This is a genomic window from Pseudomonas sp. GW821-FHT09D08, assembly GCF_059416305.1.
On sequence record NZ_JBWKOX010000002.1, the window covers coordinates 284,201 to 300,447 of the forward strand.

Below are 16,247 nucleotides of genomic sequence, written 5' to 3' on the forward strand. Positions count from 1 at the left end.
TACACAATTGAGCAGCCAGAGAAACATTTCAACCCCTTTGCAAAGATAAATCCCACATTACAAATTAACCCTGACGACGAGCAGAAACACTGTTAGGGTGGGGAGTTAGTTACATCTTCTTACGCCCCGCGATCCTCACAATTGCCCCTCCCCCAGCGGGTGCAAGGCGCGAAAAATTCCTGCTTCCTCCACCAGCCAGTCATGCACCGCGCGCACGCCCGGATGGTTCAGGGCGCCCGGCGCATACAGCAGCACATAACGTTTGTGGTTGGGCACCGCGAGGCCGAACGGCACGATCAAGGTGCCGCGTTCCAGCTCATCATTGAGCAAGGTGCGTCGTGCAATCGCCACGCCCATGCCGGCGATGGCGGCTTCGATGGTCAGGTGGTTGCGATTGAAGGTGTGGCCACGGCGTACATCGGCGACGTGATAGCCGATGGCATTCAGGTAGAATTCCCACTCCGCATACTCATAACTCCCACGCCAGGCGGTAATGTCGTGCAGCAGCGGGAAATGCACGAGATCGGCCGGACCATGCAAGGGCGGTCGACCCCGCAACAGGCTGGGGGCGCAGACCGGGAAAATCTGCTCATCCAGCAGGGCTGTGGATAACAGGCCAGGGTAGCTGCCGTCGTTGAGATCGATGGCCAGGTCAAAGTCGCCCTCGTGCAGGGCGACGCTGCTGTCCTCGGCGACCATACGCAGTTGGATATCCGGGAAGCGCTGCTGCAAGCGCGGTAAGCGTGGGGTCAGCCACTTGCCGAGAAATGATGGAATCGAGCGCAGGCGAAGCGTGCCGCTGATCATCCCCGCGTCCAGGCGCTGCAACTCGGCGTCGATGCTGCCGTAGGCCTCCCCCACCGTTGCCGCCAGGCGCTGGCCCTCGGCACTCAGCTCCACCCCCCGTGCCCGTCGATGAAACAGCCGAAACCCAAGGCGCTCCTCCAATTGGCGGATTTGCTGGCTCACCGCTCCCGGCGTGATGTGCAGTTCTTCGGCGCAGCGGGTGAACGACAGATGCCGGGCAGCGCAGGAAAACACGTGCAACCAGACGTAAGTCTGGCCATGGAGAGGGCGAGCCATAGGGTTTAGTCCTGCTAAAGGGTGTCTTAGGATAATTCGTTGGTCAGTGCCGATCCAGAAGCTCAGTATCGCGCCAATTGCGCTCGTCCTACAAAACATGGCAGCGATTCCTACTCCATTGCTTGTAAGGGTTTAGCATGGCTATCAGCGTTTTCGATCTATTCAAAGTGGGCATCGGCCCGTCCAGCTCCCATACCGTCGGCCCCATGCGCGCGGCGGCGACCTTCGCCCAGGCCCTGGGCGACCAGCACTTGCTGAGTGAAACGCGCCGGGTCGAAGTGCGCCTGTATGGCTCGCTGTCCGCCACTGGTGTCGGCCACGCCACCGACCGCGCCTGCGTCATGGGCTTGATGGGCGAATGGCCGGATCAGGTCGATCCCACCTCGATCAACACCCGAATCCAGCGACTGCGCGAGTCCGGGCGGCTGTTACTGGCCGGTCAACAAGAAATTGCCTTCAACTGGCACAGCGACCTCTTGCTGCTGGACGAAAGCCTGCCCTACCACCCCAACGCCATGTCCCTGCACGCCTACGGCGACAACGGCCTGCTCAGCGAGCAGACCTATTATTCGGTGGGTGGCGGTTTCATCATCGAAGCCGCTGAAGCGGCTTCGGGCATCGCGCCGGCCAGCGATGTGCAATTGCCCTACGACTTCTCCAGCGCCGTCGAGCTGCTGGCGCTGTGCAACCAGCACGGCCTGCGGGTTTCCGAATTGATGATGGCCAACGAACGCGCCTGGCGCAGCGAAGAACAGATCCGCAGCGGCCTGCTGCATATCTGGTCGGTGATGCGCGAATGCGTGGAGCAAGGCTTGCGCGATGAAGGCATCCTGCCCGGTGGCCTGGACGTGCCACGGCGTGCAGCGAAATTGCACCGCAGCCTGTTGGAAATCGGCAAACCCAATGTAATTACCTCGACCTTGTCGGCCATGGAATGGGTCAACCTGTTCGCCCTCGCCGTCAACGAAGAAAATGCCGCAGGCGGGCGCATGGTCACGGCGCCGACCAATGGCGCAGCGGGGATCATCCCGGCGGTGCTGCACTACTACATGAAGTTCAATGCCGACGCGTCTGACGACGATGTGATCAATTTCTTCCTGGCCGCCGCAGCCGTCGGCATTCTGTGTAAGAAAAACGCCTCGATCTCCGGTGCCGAAGTCGGCTGCCAGGGCGAAGTCGGTTCAGCCTGCGCCATGGCCGCCGCCGGCTTGGCCGACATCCTCGGCGCCACCCCCGAGCAACTGGAAAACGCCGCCGAAATCGGCCTGGAACACAACCTCGGCCTGACCTGCGACCCGGTCGGCGGCCTGGTGCAAGTGCCGTGCATCGAGCGCAATGCCATCGCCGCGGTCAAGGCCATCAACGCCACGCAAATGGCCCTGCGCGGTAACGGCAAGCATTTCATTTCCCTCGACCGGGTGATCCGCACCATGCGCGATACCGGCGCCGACATGCACGACAAATACAAAGAAACTTCACGGGGCGGCCTGGCGGTCAGCTGGGTGGAGTGCTGATCGGAGCACTTCGTCCCGCCCCAACGTGAGCCCGCGCAAAAATAATAACGAGGCAATAACGATGACCGATGTACGTACACCTGCGGCTGAAAATCCTGCTTTAGACACTACCGTTACCACTGGCTGGACCCAACACGACACCACGTGGATGCTCGGCCTCTACGGCACCGCCATCGGCGCCGGCACCTTGTTCCTGCCGATCAATGCCGGCGTCGGCGGCTTCTGGCCGTTGATCGTGCTGGCGCTGCTGGCCTTCCCGATGACCTTCTTTGCCCACCGTGGTCTGACGCGCTTTGTGCTGTCAGGCAAATCCGGCGACATCACCGAAGTCGTCGAAGAACACTTCGGCGTCGGTGCGGGCAAGCTGATCACCCTGCTGTATTTTTTTGCGATCTTCCCGATCCTGCTGGTGTACAGCGTGGCACTGACCAACACCCTGGGCAGCTTTATGGAGCACCAACTGCACCTGGCGCCGCCGCCCCGGGCGATCCTGTCGCTGGTACTGATCCTCGGCCTGATGGCCATTGTGCGCTGCGGCCAGGGTGTGATCGTCAAGGCCATGAGCGTGCTGGTCTATCCGTTCGTCGCCGCCTTGCTGTTGCTGGCGCTCAGCCTGATCCCCAACTGGAACGGCGCCTTCTTCGCCTCCGCCAGCGAGGGCATGCCCCTGCCAGTGTTTTTCAACACGCTATGGCTGGCGATCCCGGTGATGGTGTTCTCATTCAACCACTCGCCGATCATCTCCGCCTTCGCCGTCGACCAGAAGCGCGTGTACGGCCCGCTGGCCGAACGCAAAAGCAGCGGCATCCTCGCCACGGCCCACGGCATGATGGTGCTGACGGTGATGTTCTTCTGCTTCAGCTGCGTGCTGGCCCTGTCGCCGGCTGACCTGGCGGCGGCCAAGGCGCAGAACATTTCGATCCTGTCGTACCTGGCCAACCATTTCCAGACGCCGCTGATCGCTTACGCCGCGCCATTGATCGCGCTGGTGGCGATTACCAAGTCCTTCCTCGGCCACTACATCGGCGCCAGCGAAGGCTTCCAGGGGCTGATCGTCAAATCCCTGCGCGGGCGTGACCGTTCGATGTCATCCAAATGGCTGGAACGCTGCACCGCGCTGTTCATGGTGCTGACCTGCTGGGCCGTGGCCACCTTCAACCCGAGTATCCTGGGCATGATCGAAACCCTGGGCGGGCCGATCATCGCCTGCCTGCTGTTCCTGATGCCGATGTACGCCATCCATCGCGTGCCAGCTTTACGCCAGTATTCGGGCCAGGTGTCGAATGTGTTTGTGGTGCTGATCGGGCTGATTGCGCTGTCTGCGATCGTTTTTTCCGTGTTGCCCTGAAACGGATCACCAACCTCAATAACAACATAGAACCCATCTGGGAGGGGGCTTGCTCCCGATAGCGGTGCATCAGCCAAGTATTCATTGACTGATGCACCGCTATCGGGAGCAAGCCCCCTCCCACATAAGGAGCTCATTGTTTGACAGATCGCTGTACGGCACGCCCTTTGCTGTACAGCTCATGAGGTAAACGGAATTTGTACCACCTCAGCGACGGAGTGGCCGGTGGTCAGGCAACGCGAACTAATCACGACACCGGTCGTCAATGACTGCATGTTCTTATCAGGCGGTAACGCACCATGGACAATCCTTTTCAGATCATCACCGACACCTTCACCCCAAAATACCGCGTCAACCTGAGCATTCAACGGCTCGACGGCAGCATCATGCTCACCCTCTCGGACGAGACGGGCGTAGTGGCCAAACGCATGATCAGCGCCGAACAACGCAACGACCCGCAACGGCTCAAACGCCTGGTGCAAAGCATTCAATTCGGCATTGCCATCGAGCAGGGCCACAGCGCCATGGAGATCCTGGCGGTGATGACGGACGGCGACAGCCACAAATTGTTGCAGCGGCCACCGACCCGCGCCCTGCCCTTCAGCGTCGGGCTTTAAAGCTCACCCTTCTCGGTCTCCAGGCTCGCCTCGCCCTTGCGACGCGGGCCTTCGACCTTCACCGACGGGAACGCCGACGACGCGTAGCGCACCACCAGAATCGCAAACGCCAGCAGCAGAATCCCGCCGCACAGGTAGATGATGCCGAGGTCGGGTGGATTGTGGTGGGACACGTTGGAGATCAACAGACGCGTCAGCGCGGTGATCGCCACGTAGATCAGGAAGCGCACCGGCATGTGGTTGGTCTTGAAATAAATCCCGACCATCGCGCCCAATTCCAGGTAGATGAACAGCAGCAGGATGTCGTCGATCTTGATGTGCCCGTTCTCCAGCATCCCCAGGAATTCCATCACCGCAGCCCAGGCGGTCACCGCACCGATGGCGAACAACGCCAGGTAATGGAACGACTCGACAAACAGGTTACCCAGGGACTCGGCCAGCCCATGGACTTGATGGCGCAGCTTTTCGGCCCAATTAAATTTCACGATGGTGCTTCCTTAGGTCGGTTCGACCGGATAATGCGGGTTGGACGTGACGGTTGTTCTGCATGCAGAAAAAAGGCCAGAGGCGGGTATAAGATGATGGCGGGGTGACATGAGGCACGTGGGAGGATGAGCAGAGTAGATACTTTGCCCATCCGAGAAGCGGATTTTTCAAGGATATCGCTGGCGGGCGTGTAAAACCGAGATGACCCGAATGTTGTCTGTCACCTTATAAACGACCAGATAATTCGGGTGTACCACCATCTCTCGCGTACCGATGACACGCCCAGGGCGGTAAAGATGGGGCCTACGAGAAAGAGCCAGCACGGAGGCTTCTATTGCTTGGTTTAGCTCAAGCGCAGCAACTGGATTGCGGTCGCTGATGTAATCAGTAATTTGCCGGAGTTGGACCCGCGCTGCGGGAGCCCACTCAATCAGCATCGCCTTTCTTGCGTTTGGATTCAATTAACGCGCGCATCTCTGCCATCACTTCATCATGAGGAATGCCAGGGCTTGGATCATCAAGAGCGGCCTGTACCTTGGCGCGAAACCAGCGGTCATAGCTGTCGGCCTGCTCTTCGGTATCTGCGGGGATACCTGAGGAAAAGGAAGTGTCCATAAAAGCCTCCGTTGTCGATGAAGAAGGAGTCTAGTCGCTGGAGTTTTTACTGTCGTGCTCCGAGCGATGAAGTGAGTAACAGGAAAAATCGAAGCCATTTGTGACTATTTTTTGACCGTTCCCATAAACGTAAGAACGGTCAGAGGGCTTGGCATCAAACTGGTGCGACTTTCTCTAGCGCTTGGTCGACTAACAGACCGCCAATCTCAACCAATTGGTGAATGGCCAATACAAGACTTCGCTGCGGACCTTCAAGGTCGAATGCCAGCATATTAGCCATTTCACGGGCGCTGTTCAGGGTTTCGCTGGCGTTAGCCAGTAAGGTTTCTGTGTCAGCTTCAGGCGTGACGCTGAATAGCGTCGAATCGGTGGACGGGGGGTTGGGAGTGATTTTTTTCATAGATTAGTTCCTTAGTTAAGAAACCATCACCGCCTGCCGCCAAGCAGGTTGGGTGACGGATTGCACAAGGTTGGCGGACCGGTAAGGAACAACCCGGCACCCCGAAGGGTCCATGCGCAACCCGCCATGACACAAGAATGCAAATGCAAAAAACGCCTGCAGTCTTATAGGGGTGTTGTTGCGCTTCCTTGTTGGGCCGCCAAGCCCGCTAGCTGCATTTGCAGCGCCCGGTGAAAGTAAGCCACCGGACAATTCCAGCGCAACCCCGGCAAGTTGTCAGAAATTTCCGGTGTAGCAAACCCCTATTTCCCGGCTACATTAAAAAACTGCTACCCAAACCCCACGGTTTGGCTTACCCTTTTCGCTGTATATAAATACAGTAGTCGCAAAAGACAACTATCGTGAAGGCATGTGAGGTGGTGAATGGCCGTCGAAGTGGTATACCGCAGCAGCCGAGATCTGGAGCGTTTGTTCATGGATAAAGCCGAAGCTGACCGTCATGACAAGATGCTTGAACTCGCTGAGTTGCTCGCAGAAGTGTTGCAAAAAGCCGTGCCGTCCCTGAGCGAGCAGCAGGTGGAGGAAGCCGGGATCTACATGGCGAAGAATCGCGATGTGTTTGCCAAGGCGTTCAAGAGCCAACCGGATGCATTGTCCGAGTTGCTGAACGCACCGGCGGAATAAAAGCCCGAATTGAACAGGCCCTGAGTCGATGATTCGGGGCCTTTTTAATGCCTATTTGTAGAGCAGGCGCTCGGCCAGCTCGTCCGCGACCCGTGCGGGTGAGCGTTTTTCGGCCTGGGCGTGGGCGAAGATTTCCGTCAGGCGCGTGCCGATGTTGGACAGGTGCGCGGTGATGGTCGGCAGTTCGGCGCCGCTGTGCTTGAGGGCGACGTAGATCAGGCCGCCGGAGTTGATCACATAGTCCGGGGCGTAGAGGATGCCGCGGCCTTCGAGTTGGTCGGCCACTTGCAGGTTGGTCAGTTGCGCACTGGCGGAACCGGCGACGGCGGCGCAGCGGAGCTGGCCGACGCTCTGGCGGTTGAACACGGCGCCCAGGCCGCAGGGCGCGAGGATGTCGCACGGGGTGCTGAGCAAGGCGTCGTTGGCGATGGGGTGCGCGCCGAGCTGTTCCATGGCCAGCTGCACCTTGCCGTGGTCGATGTCGCTGACCAGCAGTTCGGCGCCGGCGGCGTGCAGTTGTTCGGCCAGGGCGAAGCCCACGTTGCCCAGGCCCTGGATGGCCACGCGCAAGCCTTCGAGGTTGTCGCTGCCCAGGCGTGCCATGGCGGTGGTGCGGATACCCGCGAACACGCCCATGGCGGCATGGGGCGAGGGGTCGCCGGCGGCGGTGGTGCTGGTAACGAAGCGAGTGTGTTGGGCGATGCAGTCCATGTCGGCGACCGAGGTGCCGCTGTCGGTAGCGGTGATGTAGCGACCGTCGAGTTGCTCGATGCAACGACCGAAGGCTTCAAACAGTGCCGCACGGTTTTCCACATGGGCAGGGCGCAGGATCACCGCCGTCCCGCCACCCACCGGCAACCCGGCCAGGGCGGCCTTGTAGCTCATGCCTTGGGCCAGGCGCGCGGCGTCCGCCACGGCGCTTTCATCGTCGGGGTAGGCAAGGTAGCGACAACCACCCAAGGCTGGGCCCAGGCGGCTGTTGTGGATGGCTATGACCGCCTTCAACCCCGTCACCGGGTCGATGCTCAGGTGCAGCGATTCAAGGCGGGTGCTGTGCATGAGAGCAAACATCGTCGAGCTCCCGAATCACTTCTTGTGTCGCCAAGTATAGGCTTGCGGCAGAAAACTGCCGAAGTGCGCTGGAATAAGTCGTCCGGTTTTGTAGGTCTTGTGACATAAGCGGATAGGATATTTCTTAAGCCACTGGACGAAAATTCCCAGCAAGGCTAAAACGGGGGCATTCGCCGGAGAATGCAATGAATCCCCGTCACGCTTTTTTCGCCTGCCTGGAACGTTCGCCCCCCGCGCTGTTTGAAGCCGCGCTGTGGATCGCCGCCGAGCATGACCCGGCGGTGCAACCGGCGTTGATCATGCAGGACCTGAAATTGCTCGAGCAACAGGTCAGCCTGGGCATGCCCCTGCTGCCAGCGGACGAACTGGGCCAACCCTTGCTGCGAGGTATGAATGACCTCGGCTTCGCCCAGGATGATTTCACCCCGCTGCGCCCCGCCGCTGCCCTGCTGGACAAGGTGTTGCAACGCAAACGCGGGCAACCCCTGGCCATGGGGTTGATTGCCATGGAGCTGGCGCGACGCCTGGGCATTCCCATGGTCGGCGTCAACTTTCCCGGCCACTTCCTGCTGCGGGTGCCCGGTGCCGATCACCTGCTGGACCCTTGCGGCGGACGACGCCTGTACCCCAACGACTGCCGCGAGCTGCTGCAACGCCAGTATGGTCCCAACCTCAAGTTGCAGGCCGATCACCTGCACACCGCCGAACCCCGTTCGATCCTGCAACGGTTGTCCCGCAACTTGCGCCAGTTGCACTTGGCCAATGACAACCCCCTGGCCGCGCTGATCGACGCCGAACGCGTGCTGGAACTGGGCAATGCCAGCGCTGCCGATTACCTCGCGCGGGCCAGCCTGTATCAACGCCTGGATTGCCCCAACGCCGAACGCTTCGACCTGGAACACGCGCTGATGCTCAGCGAAGACCCGATCCAACGCCTGCGCCTGACTGAGCGCCTGGGGCACCTGCCGCCCAACTCCGTGGTGCATTGAACCCACTGCTCTCAAGCGCCTATTTCCCTGTGGCAAGCGGGCTTATGTGGTGAGCGGCCTTCTGTGGTGAGCGGGCTTGCCCCGCGTTGGGCTGCGTAGCGGCCCCAAAAATCGTGGGAGCGCTTCGCACTCCAGCGCGGGGCAAGCCCGCTCACCACAGAAACTCGCTCACCACAATGATCCTGCTCGATGTAGATGCAACATCTTCAGTGATTGGCCGGTACCTTGAGGATATCGCCGTGCAAAGGGCCCTTCGGCGCGTCAGTCGCGGGCGAGCGCACTTGAATGATCAACAACGCCGCGATCACCGCCGGAATCGCGCAGAAGAAGAAAATCTGCTGCACCGGAATATGCATCGCCAGCAGCATGCTGCCCAGCAACGGGCCCAGGATCGAGCCGAAGCGCCCTACACCCAATGCCCAACCCGTACCGGTGGCGCGTACATGCGCCGGATAAAAATTGCTGGCGAAAGCATTAAGGGTCAGTTGCCCGCCGATGATGCAAAACCCGGCGGCAAACACACAGGCCACCAGATAGCGCGGATTGTCGTGGTTCAGCCCCAGCAGCACGGTACACACTGCAGCCGCGGCCAGCACGCCGGACAACAGCCGCACCTTGTGCTTCAATCGATCGGCAAACCAGGCCATGCCGATGGCACCCAAGGTGCCGGCGAACAGGAACATTGAGGTCACCAGGTTGGCTTCACTCAACGCCAGGCCACTTTCCAGCAGCAGCGACGGCAACCAGCTGATCATGAAATACAGCAGGATCAGGCTGACAAAGAAGGTCGCCCAGATCAGCACGGTCGGGCGTGCATAGCCATGGCGAAACAGCTCCACCACCGTCAACGGGCTGCCCTGCTCGCGGCGGTTTTCGTCCTCGCTCGCCAGCGGCGCACGCCACCCAGGCAACATGCGCGCGGTGACCTTATGCAAGCGTGCATACGGCGGCGCATCGCGCAGCAGGCGCGGCAGGGATTCCGGCAGCAGCCACAACAGAAAAGGGAACAGCAGCAACGGCGTCACGCCGCCGGCAAGAAACACCGCCTGCCAGCCAAAGCCGTCGATAAATCCTGCGGCCACAAACCCACCGGCTGCGCCGCCGAACGAAAAGCCGCACGCCGCCAACGTCACCATCAAGGTGCGCAAGCGTGGCGGGGAATAGTCCGACATCAACGCCATGGCACTGGGCATCGCGCCGCCCATGCCGATACCGCAGATAAAGCGCGCCGCCATCAGCGTGGTCAGCGAGCTGGCGAAGACCATCAACACCGTGAGGCTGGCGTAGATCAGCACGCAGCCCAGCAGGATGCGGCGAACGCCAAAGCGGTCGGCCAGGGGAGTCACCAGCAGCGAGCCCAGCGTGAGCCCCAGCAGGTTGGCACTGAATACCGGGCCGAACGCGGCCTTTTCCAGCCCCCAATCCGACGCCAGCGCCGGTACCACATAACCCAGCACCTGGGCATCGTAGCCATCGGTTACCAGCAACAAGGCCAGCAACAGGAGAATCAACCACTGGTAGCGCGACACCGGACGGGCATCGAGTGCCGCGCGAAAGCTGGCAATCTGATTGTGCATCGCAAGGTACCTGTTTTTATTATTGTGCTCACGCTCTGCGCGGGCACGATCACTCAGGAGTGTCGGGTTGATTGGCAGGATGGGCCTGGATAAATGCCGGATTCTGCGCCGCCAACGCCGCCACCCTGCCGATGCGCGGATACGCCCCCAGCGGCACCTTGAAGCGCTCCGCCGCATACAGCTGGGGAATCAGGAAGGCATCGGCCGTCCCCGGCTGCTCGCCGAAGCAATACCCCTTATCGCCAATCAACTGCTCCACCGCCCCCAGCCCCTGGCTGATCCAATGCCCGATCCACTCCAGCACCTGCGCCTCGTCATGGCCCCACTGACGCAACAGGTTCTGGGTGCTGGAGTTGTGCAATGGGTGAATATCGCAGCCGATGATCGACGCCACTGCGCGCTCATGGGCACGGGTGGCCATGTCCTTGGAAAGCAACGGCACCTGTGGATAACGTTCGTCCAGGTATTCAATGATCGCCGGGGATTGAATCAACAGCTCGCCGTCATCGGTGCGCAAGGCCGGCACGCGACCTTGGGGGTTGATGGCCAAGTACTCCGGCTGGCGATTGGCGCCACCCGCCGGCACCAGCAGGTTGACGGGCACCGCAGTGAAATCCAGGCCCTTGAGCGCAAGGGCGATGCGCACCCGGTAGGACGCCGTAGAGCGGTAGTAGGTATAGAGTTCCATCGCCCCTGCCCTCCTAGCGCGCCGCGACCACGGTGCCACGGCATTCGCCGAAGCCGATGGAGGCGAAGCCTTCACGGTTGCAACGGGCGCGCAGGATCACCTCGTCACCGTCCTCAAGGAACCTGCGCACTTCGCCGGAAGGCAGTTCAATGACTTTCTTACCGCCTTCGGTCATCTCCAGCAGGCTGCCGAACTGCCCGGCTTCAGGACCGGACAAGGTGCCCGAACCAAACAGGTCACCGGCCTGCAGTTGGCAACCGTTGACGCTGTGGTGCGCCACCAACTGCGCGACGGTCCAGTACATATGCAGGCTGTTGCTCAGGGCCAGGCGATGGGCCGGCAGGTTCTGTTCGCGCATGGCGGCGGTGGTCAACAGCACCTCAAGCTCGATATCCAAGGCGCCAGCGGCCTGGTCACGCTTATCCAGCAGGTATGGCAGCGGCTGTGGATCGCCTTCGGGCCGCGCCGGTTGTGCTTTGCGGAACGGTTCCAGGGCTTCGGCCGTGACCACCCACGGTGAAATGCTGGTGATGAAGCTCTTCGACAGGAACGGCCCCAGCGGCTGGTATTCCCAGGCCTGGATGTCCCGCGCCGACCAGTCATTGAGCAGGCAGAAACCGGCGATATGCTCGGCCGCATCGCCGATGGCAATCGAGTCGCCGATGGCGTTGCCCTGGCCAATCCAGATGCCCAGTTCCAGCTCATAGTCCAGGCGCGCGCAGGGGCCGAAGGTTGGTTCGGTCTGCCCAGCCGGTAAGGTCTGGCCTTTGGGACGACGGACGTCGGCACCCGAGGGGCGAATGGTCGAGGCGCGGCCGTGATAACCGATCGGCACATACTTGTAGTTCGGCAGCAGCGGGTTATCCGGGCGGAACAGTTTACCGACGTTCTGCGCGTGCTCGATGCCGACGTAGAAGTCGGTGTAGTCGTTGATCTTCGCCGGCACGTGCATCTGGCAATCGGCGGCGCGGTGCAGCACCTGCGCTTCACGGCTCTGCAGTTTGCTGCCCTCCGCCAACAGTTCCAGCAGGCGCTCGCGCAAGGCCACACGCGGACCACGGCCCAATTCGAAGAAGGCGTTCAACTGGCCGCCGGCAGTGGCTTCAACGGCACGGCGGGCTTCGCCTTCAAACTCATCCAAAGCGGCATGCAGATCGAGGATGGAATCGCCAATCGCCACGCCACTGCGCGGGGCAGAGCCGTTAATGCTGAACACGCCCAGCGGCAGGTTTTGCAGGGGGAAATCGCGGTGACCATTGGCGGAGGCTACCCAACTGCGGGTAGGGGTTGGCTGCGTCATGGGTTATCTCCGGTTCGGGTTGAAGGTGACGGGCAACGAGGCCCAGCACGCGTCATAGGAAGGTTGCAGTTGCGGGCACTCCAGGGCGAACTGAGTGGGACGCAGCACTTGGCTGGTCTCGAACATGAAGGCCATGGTGTTATCGATCTTGTGCGGCGCCAGGTCCACGTTGATGGCCTTGGTGCAAGTCTCGCCGTCCGGGCCGTGGGCGCTCATGCAGCTGTGCAGCGAGGCGCCGCCGGGCAGGAAGCCTTCGGCCTTGGCATCATAGGCGCCCTGGATCAGGCCCATGTATTCGTTCATTAGGTTGCGGTGGAACCACGGCGGACGGAAGGTGTTCTCGGCCACCATCCAGCGCGGCGGGAAGATCACGAAGTCGAGGTTGGCCAAGCCGTGCACGCTGGTGGGCGAGGTCAATACGGTGAAGATCGACGGATCGGGATGATCGAAACTCACGGTGCCAAGGGTGTTGAAGCGGCGCAGGTCGTATTTGTACGGCACGTTGTTGCCGTGCCAGGCCACCACGTTCAGTGGTGAATGGTCCAGCTCGCACGCCCACAGTTCACCGAGGAATTTCTGCACCAGCGTGGTCGGTTGCCTGAGGTCTTCGTAGTGGGCCACCGGGGTGAGGAAGTCACGCGGATTGGCCAGGCCGTTGCTGCCGATAGGCCCCAGGTCCGGCAGGCGCAGAGGCGCGCCATGGTTTTCGGCGACGTAACCGCGCGCCTGTGCATCCAGCAGCTCGACGCGAAATTTGAGGCCACGGGGCAACACCACAATGTCCAGCGGCTCGACGTCCAGCACCCCCAGTTCAGTGGCGATGCGCAGGCGGCCCTGCTCGGGCACGATCAACAGTTCGCCGTCGGCATTGAAGAACACACGGTCCATGGAGCGATTAGCGCAGTAGTTATAGATGCTGATGCCCGAGGGTTTTTCCGACCCGGCGTTGGCCACCATGCCGACCAGGCCGTCGATAAAGTCCGTCGGCTCACTCGGAATATCCAACGGGTTCCAGCGCAGGCGATTGGGCGTCACCGAGCCCAACGGACCGCCGGCCAACTGCCGCTCCAGCTTGATAAACGCGGGGTGATTGGCCGATGGCTGAATGCGGTACAGCCAGGTGCGGCGGGCTTCGCTGCGCACCATGGTGAAGGCGGTGCCGGAAAACAGCTCGGTATACAGCCCGTAGGGGGCTTTTTGCGGGGAGTTCTGGCCGACCGGCAAGGCACCGGGCAGGGCTTCGCTGGCGAATTCATTGCCGAAGCCCGACAGGTATTCGAGGTGCATGGATCATCCTCAAGGCGGAAGTTGTTTTTATCGTAATCCAGTTACGCATAACGTAATTTGATCACTATCGACCGTCAAGCTATAAAGACGCCCATTCATCTCTCGGATTCTCGCCCCTCCATGGAAAAGCCCCGCGACACCGGTAAACAGAAAGTCCGCTCGGCCGAAGTGGGCACCGATATCCTCAAGGCCCTGGCCGAACTGTCGCCCTCCACGTCGTTGTCGCGGCTGGCCGACCACGTGCAGATGCCGGCGAGCAAGGTGCACCGTTATTTACAGGCGCTGATCGCCTCGGGTTTTGCCGAACAGAACGCCGCCACCAACCATTACGGCCTGGGGCGCGAAGCATTGCGTGTTGGCCTCGCCGCGCTGGGCAGCATGGACGTGCTGAAAGTCGGCGCGATGCCCCTGGCAGAGTTGCGCGACGAGTTGAATGAAACCTGCTTCCTGGCGGTATGGGGCAACCAGGGCGCGACGGTGGTGCAGATCGAACCGGCCGTGCGCGCGGTGACGGTGGTGACGCAATTGGGTTCGGTGCTGCCACTGCTCAGCTCATCCACCGGGCTGGTGTTCAGTGCCTTCCTGCCGTCGCGGGAAACCGTCGAATTGCGTGAGCGTGAAATCCAGGCCGGCACCGCCCATGCCCTCGCCGACGACCAGGCTTACGCCACCACCTGCGAACAAATCCGCAACCGTGGCCTGCACTTTGTGCATGGCCTACTGATGCCGGGGGTGGATGCGCTGTCGGCACCGGTATTCAACGCGGTCGGGCAAGTGGCGGCGGTGATGACCGTGGTCGGCCCCACCTCGCTGTTCCACGCCGACGAAGATGGCCCGGCGGCGCAGCGCTTGCTGGCGGCGACCCGGGCCGTGAGCTGGCGAATGGGCTACCAGCCCTGAACTAGTCGTGCCACTGGGCCAGGGCCAGCGCCACGCGGTTCTCGAGGGCGCGGACAGGGGCTGCGTCGCTGAGGTAGTTATTGCTGATTATCGAAAACACCAGGCGTCGTCCCTCGGCATCGGTGATATAGCCGCTCAACGATGATACACCGGCCATGGAGCCGGTCTTGGCGTGCAGGTTGTTTTCGGCAGCCGTCCCGCGCAGGCGATAGCGCAGGCTGCCGCCGGTCATACGGTCGGCATTGCCGGCAATCGGCAAGGCGTTGTACCAGGCGTCGAACCAGGGTTGTTTGGCGCTAGCCAGCAGCAGGTCGGTCAGGTTCTGCGCCGACACCAGGTTGCGTCGCGACAAGCCTGAGCCATCTACCTGGCTGAGCGTCGCCGGGTCCAGGCCCTGGCGCTGCATGAACGCCGCCACCGCCGCCACGCCCGCTGCCGCAGTGCCCGCGTTGGCGGTTTTGCGGCCCATGGCCTTGAGCAGGGCTTCGGACATGTTGTTGTTCGAAAGCTTGAGCAGCGGCGTGATCAAGTCCTGCAACGGCGCCGATTGATGTTCGGCCAACACCGTCGCCGTCGCAGGGCTGGCCCCCCCGATCACGCGCCGCCCGAGCACCTGGATACCCTGCTGCGTCAGCGCCTGCTCAAACAGATTGGCCACCAATTGCGTCGGTTCCCACACACTCACCCACTGCCGGCTTTGCTTGCCCGGCGCCAGCGCGCCGCTGAGTTGCAGCAGGTTGGTGCCGTGCTGGCGGGTAATCGCGTAGCTGTTGCCGGGGCCGCTGATGGCGCGGTTACTCAGTTGCACGTAGTCGGTTGACGGGCTCACCACCACGTTCACTGGCTGGCCGAGGGCGACGGGAGCCTTTGCCGTGACGAGTAAGGTGCCTGCATCAAAATCCGTGTTGGGCGACACCGTCAGCGCCGAAATCTGTGCGCCGTAGTAAGTGCTCTCGTCGTCCTGGGCCCAGTCCACGCCCAAACGCTCGGCGTCGAACCACGTGTCGTCGAACACCAGGTTGCCTTGCACCTGGCGCACGCCCTGGCTCGCCAGTTGGGCGGCCAGTGCCTGGTAGTCGGCGAACTGCGTGGTCGGGTCGCCGAGACCGCGTAGGTACAGGTTGCCGGCCAGGCGCCCACCTTGCTGGGTGCCGTTGCTCAACAGTTGGGTGGAGAAGCGGTATTGCGGCCCCAGCACATCCATCGCCGCAGCGGTGGTCAGCAACTTGAGGTTGGAGGCCGGGATCAGGCGCGTGCGCGGGTTGTGCTGATAGAGGGTGCTGCCACTGCGGGCGTCGCGCACCATGACGGAAACCGTGGCGCCGTTGAGGGCAGGATCGGCCAACAGCTGATCCAGGGTTGAAGGCGTGGATGGCTGCGAAACACTCGCGCAGCCGCCCAGTAAAACGCTCAGGCACAACAGGTGTAGCCATCGTCCAAAGTGCATCAGTAACGTGTTCCGCAAAGCCATTGGTGGCCGCAACGCTAACAGCTCCGTACCTTTGTGGCGAGCGGGCTTGCCCCGCGTTGGGTGGCGAAGCCGCCCTTACTGATGCCGTCGCGTTCTTTCAGGAGCACCATGGAGTCTGTTTTGGGGCTGCTTCGCAGCCCAACGCGGGGCAAGCCCGCTCACCACAGGAAGCCCACTCACCAGAGGAAGCCCGCTCACCACAGGAGGCCCGCTCACC

General features: G+C 61.6%; 17 protein-coding genes. 6 read left to right on the forward strand and 11 right to left on the reverse strand.

Annotated elements, in window-relative coordinates:
* Positions 1–135: 135 nt before the first annotated feature.
* Positions 136–1,083, reverse strand: a complete 948-nt coding sequence (locus AC07OP_RS04255) for a LysR substrate-binding domain-containing protein (protein WP_495103234.1) — start codon at positions 1,081–1,083, stop codon at positions 136–138.
* Positions 1,084–1,220: 137 nt separating this feature from the next.
* Here AC07OP_RS04255 and AC07OP_RS04260 point away from each other — a divergent pair, with 137 nt between their 5' ends.
* The 3 genes from AC07OP_RS04260 (at position 1,221) to AC07OP_RS04270 (ending at position 4,562) form a co-directional block, all read left to right on the forward strand.
* The gene (locus AC07OP_RS04260) at positions 1,221–2,597 is read left to right on the forward strand and encodes an L-serine ammonia-lyase (RefSeq protein ID WP_495103233.1); all 1,377 of its coding nucleotides are present in this window, start codon (positions 1,221–1,223) and stop codon (positions 2,595–2,597) included.
* 61 nt (positions 2,598–2,658) lie between these two features.
* The gene (locus AC07OP_RS04265; protein ID WP_495103232.1) at positions 2,659–3,945 is read left to right on the forward strand and encodes a serine/threonine transporter; all 1,287 of its coding nucleotides are present in this window, start codon (positions 2,659–2,661) and stop codon (positions 3,943–3,945) included.
* Positions 3,946–4,244: 299 nt separating this feature from the next.
* Complete coding sequence (locus AC07OP_RS04270) at positions 4,245–4,562, forward strand: DUF3509 domain-containing protein (protein ID WP_065938619.1); 318 nt, start codon at positions 4,245–4,247, stop codon at positions 4,560–4,562.
* Here the strand turns inward: AC07OP_RS04270 and AC07OP_RS04275 are convergent.
* The 4 genes from AC07OP_RS04275 to AC07OP_RS04290 all read right to left on the reverse strand — a co-directional run bounded on the left by AC07OP_RS04275 (position 4,559) and on the right by AC07OP_RS04290 (position 6,063).
* Positions 4,559–5,047, reverse strand: coding sequence for a phosphate-starvation-inducible protein PsiE (locus AC07OP_RS04275; protein ID WP_027604688.1), 489 nt, complete (start codon positions 5,045–5,047; stop codon positions 4,559–4,561). The two genes, AC07OP_RS04270 and AC07OP_RS04275, sit on opposite strands and share 4 nt — an antisense overlap.
* A 168-nt stretch (positions 5,048–5,215) precedes the next feature.
* Complete coding sequence (locus AC07OP_RS04280) at positions 5,216–5,485, reverse strand: type II toxin-antitoxin system RelE/ParE family toxin (protein WP_145335240.1); 270 nt, start codon at positions 5,483–5,485, stop codon at positions 5,216–5,218.
* The gene (gene relB / locus AC07OP_RS04285; protein ID WP_115487608.1) at positions 5,475–5,663 is read right to left on the reverse strand and encodes a type II toxin-antitoxin system RelB family antitoxin; all 189 of its coding nucleotides are present in this window, start codon (positions 5,661–5,663) and stop codon (positions 5,475–5,477) included. Before relB ends, AC07OP_RS04280 begins: the two co-directional genes overlap by 11 nt.
* Before the next feature lie 154 nt (positions 5,664–5,817).
* The gene (locus AC07OP_RS04290) at positions 5,818–6,063 is read right to left on the reverse strand and encodes a DUF6124 family protein (protein WP_065924200.1); all 246 of its coding nucleotides are present in this window, start codon (positions 6,061–6,063) and stop codon (positions 5,818–5,820) included.
* A 423-nt stretch (positions 6,064–6,486) separates the two neighbouring features.
* On the opposite strand from AC07OP_RS04290, the gene AC07OP_RS04295 reads away from it, so the two are divergent.
* Positions 6,487–6,747 carry a YebG family protein gene (locus tag AC07OP_RS04295; protein WP_012722374.1) on the forward strand — a complete coding sequence of 87 codons (261 nt, stop codon included), beginning with the start codon at positions 6,487–6,489 and terminating at the stop codon, positions 6,745–6,747.
* Between the two features lie 51 nt (positions 6,748–6,798).
* Here AC07OP_RS04295 and AC07OP_RS04300 read toward each other — a convergent pair whose 3' ends face one another.
* Positions 6,799–7,818, reverse strand: coding sequence for a Leu/Phe/Val dehydrogenase (locus tag AC07OP_RS04300; RefSeq protein WP_027604689.1), 1,020 nt, complete (start codon positions 7,816–7,818; stop codon positions 6,799–6,801).
* A 185-nt stretch (positions 7,819–8,003) separates the two neighbouring features.
* On the opposite strand from AC07OP_RS04300, the gene AC07OP_RS04305 reads away from it, so the two are divergent.
* On the forward strand, positions 8,004–8,807 hold the full coding sequence (locus tag AC07OP_RS04305; protein WP_027604690.1) for a SirB1 family protein: 804 nt from the start codon (positions 8,004–8,006) through the stop codon (positions 8,805–8,807).
* A gap of 206 nt (positions 8,808–9,013) precedes the next feature.
* Here the strand turns inward: AC07OP_RS04305 and AC07OP_RS04310 are convergent, their stop codons facing one another.
* Genes AC07OP_RS04310 through hmgA form a run of 4 tightly spaced genes read right to left on the reverse strand, consistent with a single transcriptional unit; the run spans position 9,014 to position 13,659 of the window.
* On the reverse strand, positions 9,014–10,384 hold the full coding sequence (locus tag AC07OP_RS04310; protein WP_495101175.1) for an MFS transporter: 1,371 nt from the start codon (positions 10,382–10,384) through the stop codon (positions 9,014–9,016).
* A 49-nt stretch (positions 10,385–10,433) separates the two neighbouring features.
* Positions 10,434–11,072, reverse strand: coding sequence for a maleylacetoacetate isomerase (gene maiA, locus AC07OP_RS04315; RefSeq protein WP_495101174.1), 639 nt, complete (start codon positions 11,070–11,072; stop codon positions 10,434–10,436).
* A 13-nt stretch (positions 11,073–11,085) separates the two neighbouring features.
* On the reverse strand, positions 11,086–12,372 hold the full coding sequence (gene fahA / locus AC07OP_RS04320) for a fumarylacetoacetase (RefSeq protein WP_495101173.1): 1,287 nt from the start codon (positions 12,370–12,372) through the stop codon (positions 11,086–11,088).
* Between the two features lie 3 nt (positions 12,373–12,375).
* Positions 12,376–13,659 (reverse strand): homogentisate 1,2-dioxygenase, encoded by a 1,284-nt coding sequence (gene hmgA / locus AC07OP_RS04325; RefSeq protein WP_495101172.1) that lies wholly within the window; start codon positions 13,657–13,659, stop codon positions 12,376–12,378.
* Between the two features lie 120 nt (positions 13,660–13,779).
* Here hmgA and AC07OP_RS04330 point away from each other — a divergent pair, with 120 nt between their 5' ends.
* Positions 13,780–14,559, forward strand: a complete 780-nt coding sequence (locus AC07OP_RS04330; protein ID WP_141156823.1) for an IclR family transcriptional regulator — start codon at positions 13,780–13,782, stop codon at positions 14,557–14,559.
* Between the two features lies 1 nt (position 14,560).
* On the opposite strand, the gene dacB is transcribed toward AC07OP_RS04330, so the two are convergent.
* A complete protein-coding gene (gene dacB / locus AC07OP_RS04335; protein ID WP_495101171.1) occupies positions 14,561–16,006 on the reverse strand; it encodes a D-alanyl-D-alanine carboxypeptidase/D-alanyl-D-alanine endopeptidase in 1,446 nt (481 codons plus the stop codon).
* Positions 16,007–16,247 lie beyond the last annotated feature (241 nt).

Bases quoted from the DNA above. Each gene is read 5' to 3' on its own strand.
- AC07OP_RS04255 (WP_495103234.1), bottom strand. From the start codon at position 1,083: ATGGCTCGCCCTCTCCATGGCCAGACTTACGTCTGGTTGCACGTGTTT.
- AC07OP_RS04260 (WP_495103233.1), top strand. From the start codon at position 1,221: ATGGCTATCAGCGTTTTCGATCTATTCAAAGTGGGCATCGGCCCGTCC.
- AC07OP_RS04265 (WP_495103232.1), top strand. From the start codon at position 2,659: ATGACCGATGTACGTACACCTGCGGCTGAAAATCCTGCTTTAGACACT.
- AC07OP_RS04270 (WP_065938619.1), top strand. From the start codon at position 4,245: ATGGACAATCCTTTTCAGATCATCACCGACACCTTCACCCCAAAATAC.
- AC07OP_RS04280 (WP_145335240.1), bottom strand. From the start codon at position 5,485: ATGCTGATTGAGTGGGCTCCCGCAGCGCGGGTCCAACTCCGGCAAATT.
- relB (WP_115487608.1), bottom strand. From the start codon at position 5,663: ATGGACACTTCCTTTTCCTCAGGTATCCCCGCAGATACCGAAGAGCAG.
- AC07OP_RS04290 (WP_065924200.1), bottom strand. From the start codon at position 6,063: ATGAAAAAAATCACTCCCAACCCCCCGTCCACCGATTCGACGCTATTC.
- AC07OP_RS04295 (WP_012722374.1), top strand. From the start codon at position 6,487: ATGGCCGTCGAAGTGGTATACCGCAGCAGCCGAGATCTGGAGCGTTTG.
- AC07OP_RS04300 (WP_027604689.1), bottom strand. From the start codon at position 7,818: ATGTTTGCTCTCATGCACAGCACCCGCCTTGAATCGCTGCACCTGAGC.
- AC07OP_RS04305 (WP_027604690.1), top strand. From the start codon at position 8,004: ATGAATCCCCGTCACGCTTTTTTCGCCTGCCTGGAACGTTCGCCCCCC.
- AC07OP_RS04310 (WP_495101175.1), bottom strand. From the start codon at position 10,384: ATGCACAATCAGATTGCCAGCTTTCGCGCGGCACTCGATGCCCGTCCG.
- maiA (WP_495101174.1), bottom strand. From the start codon at position 11,072: ATGGAACTCTATACCTACTACCGCTCTACGGCGTCCTACCGGGTGCGC.
- fahA (WP_495101173.1), bottom strand. From the start codon at position 12,372: ATGACGCAGCCAACCCCTACCCGCAGTTGGGTAGCCTCCGCCAATGGT.
- hmgA (WP_495101172.1), bottom strand. From the start codon at position 13,659: ATGCACCTCGAATACCTGTCGGGCTTCGGCAATGAATTCGCCAGCGAA.
- AC07OP_RS04330 (WP_141156823.1), top strand. From the start codon at position 13,780: ATGGAAAAGCCCCGCGACACCGGTAAACAGAAAGTCCGCTCGGCCGAA.
- dacB (WP_495101171.1), bottom strand. From the start codon at position 16,006: ATGCACTTTGGACGATGGCTACACCTGTTGTGCCTGAGCGTTTTACTG.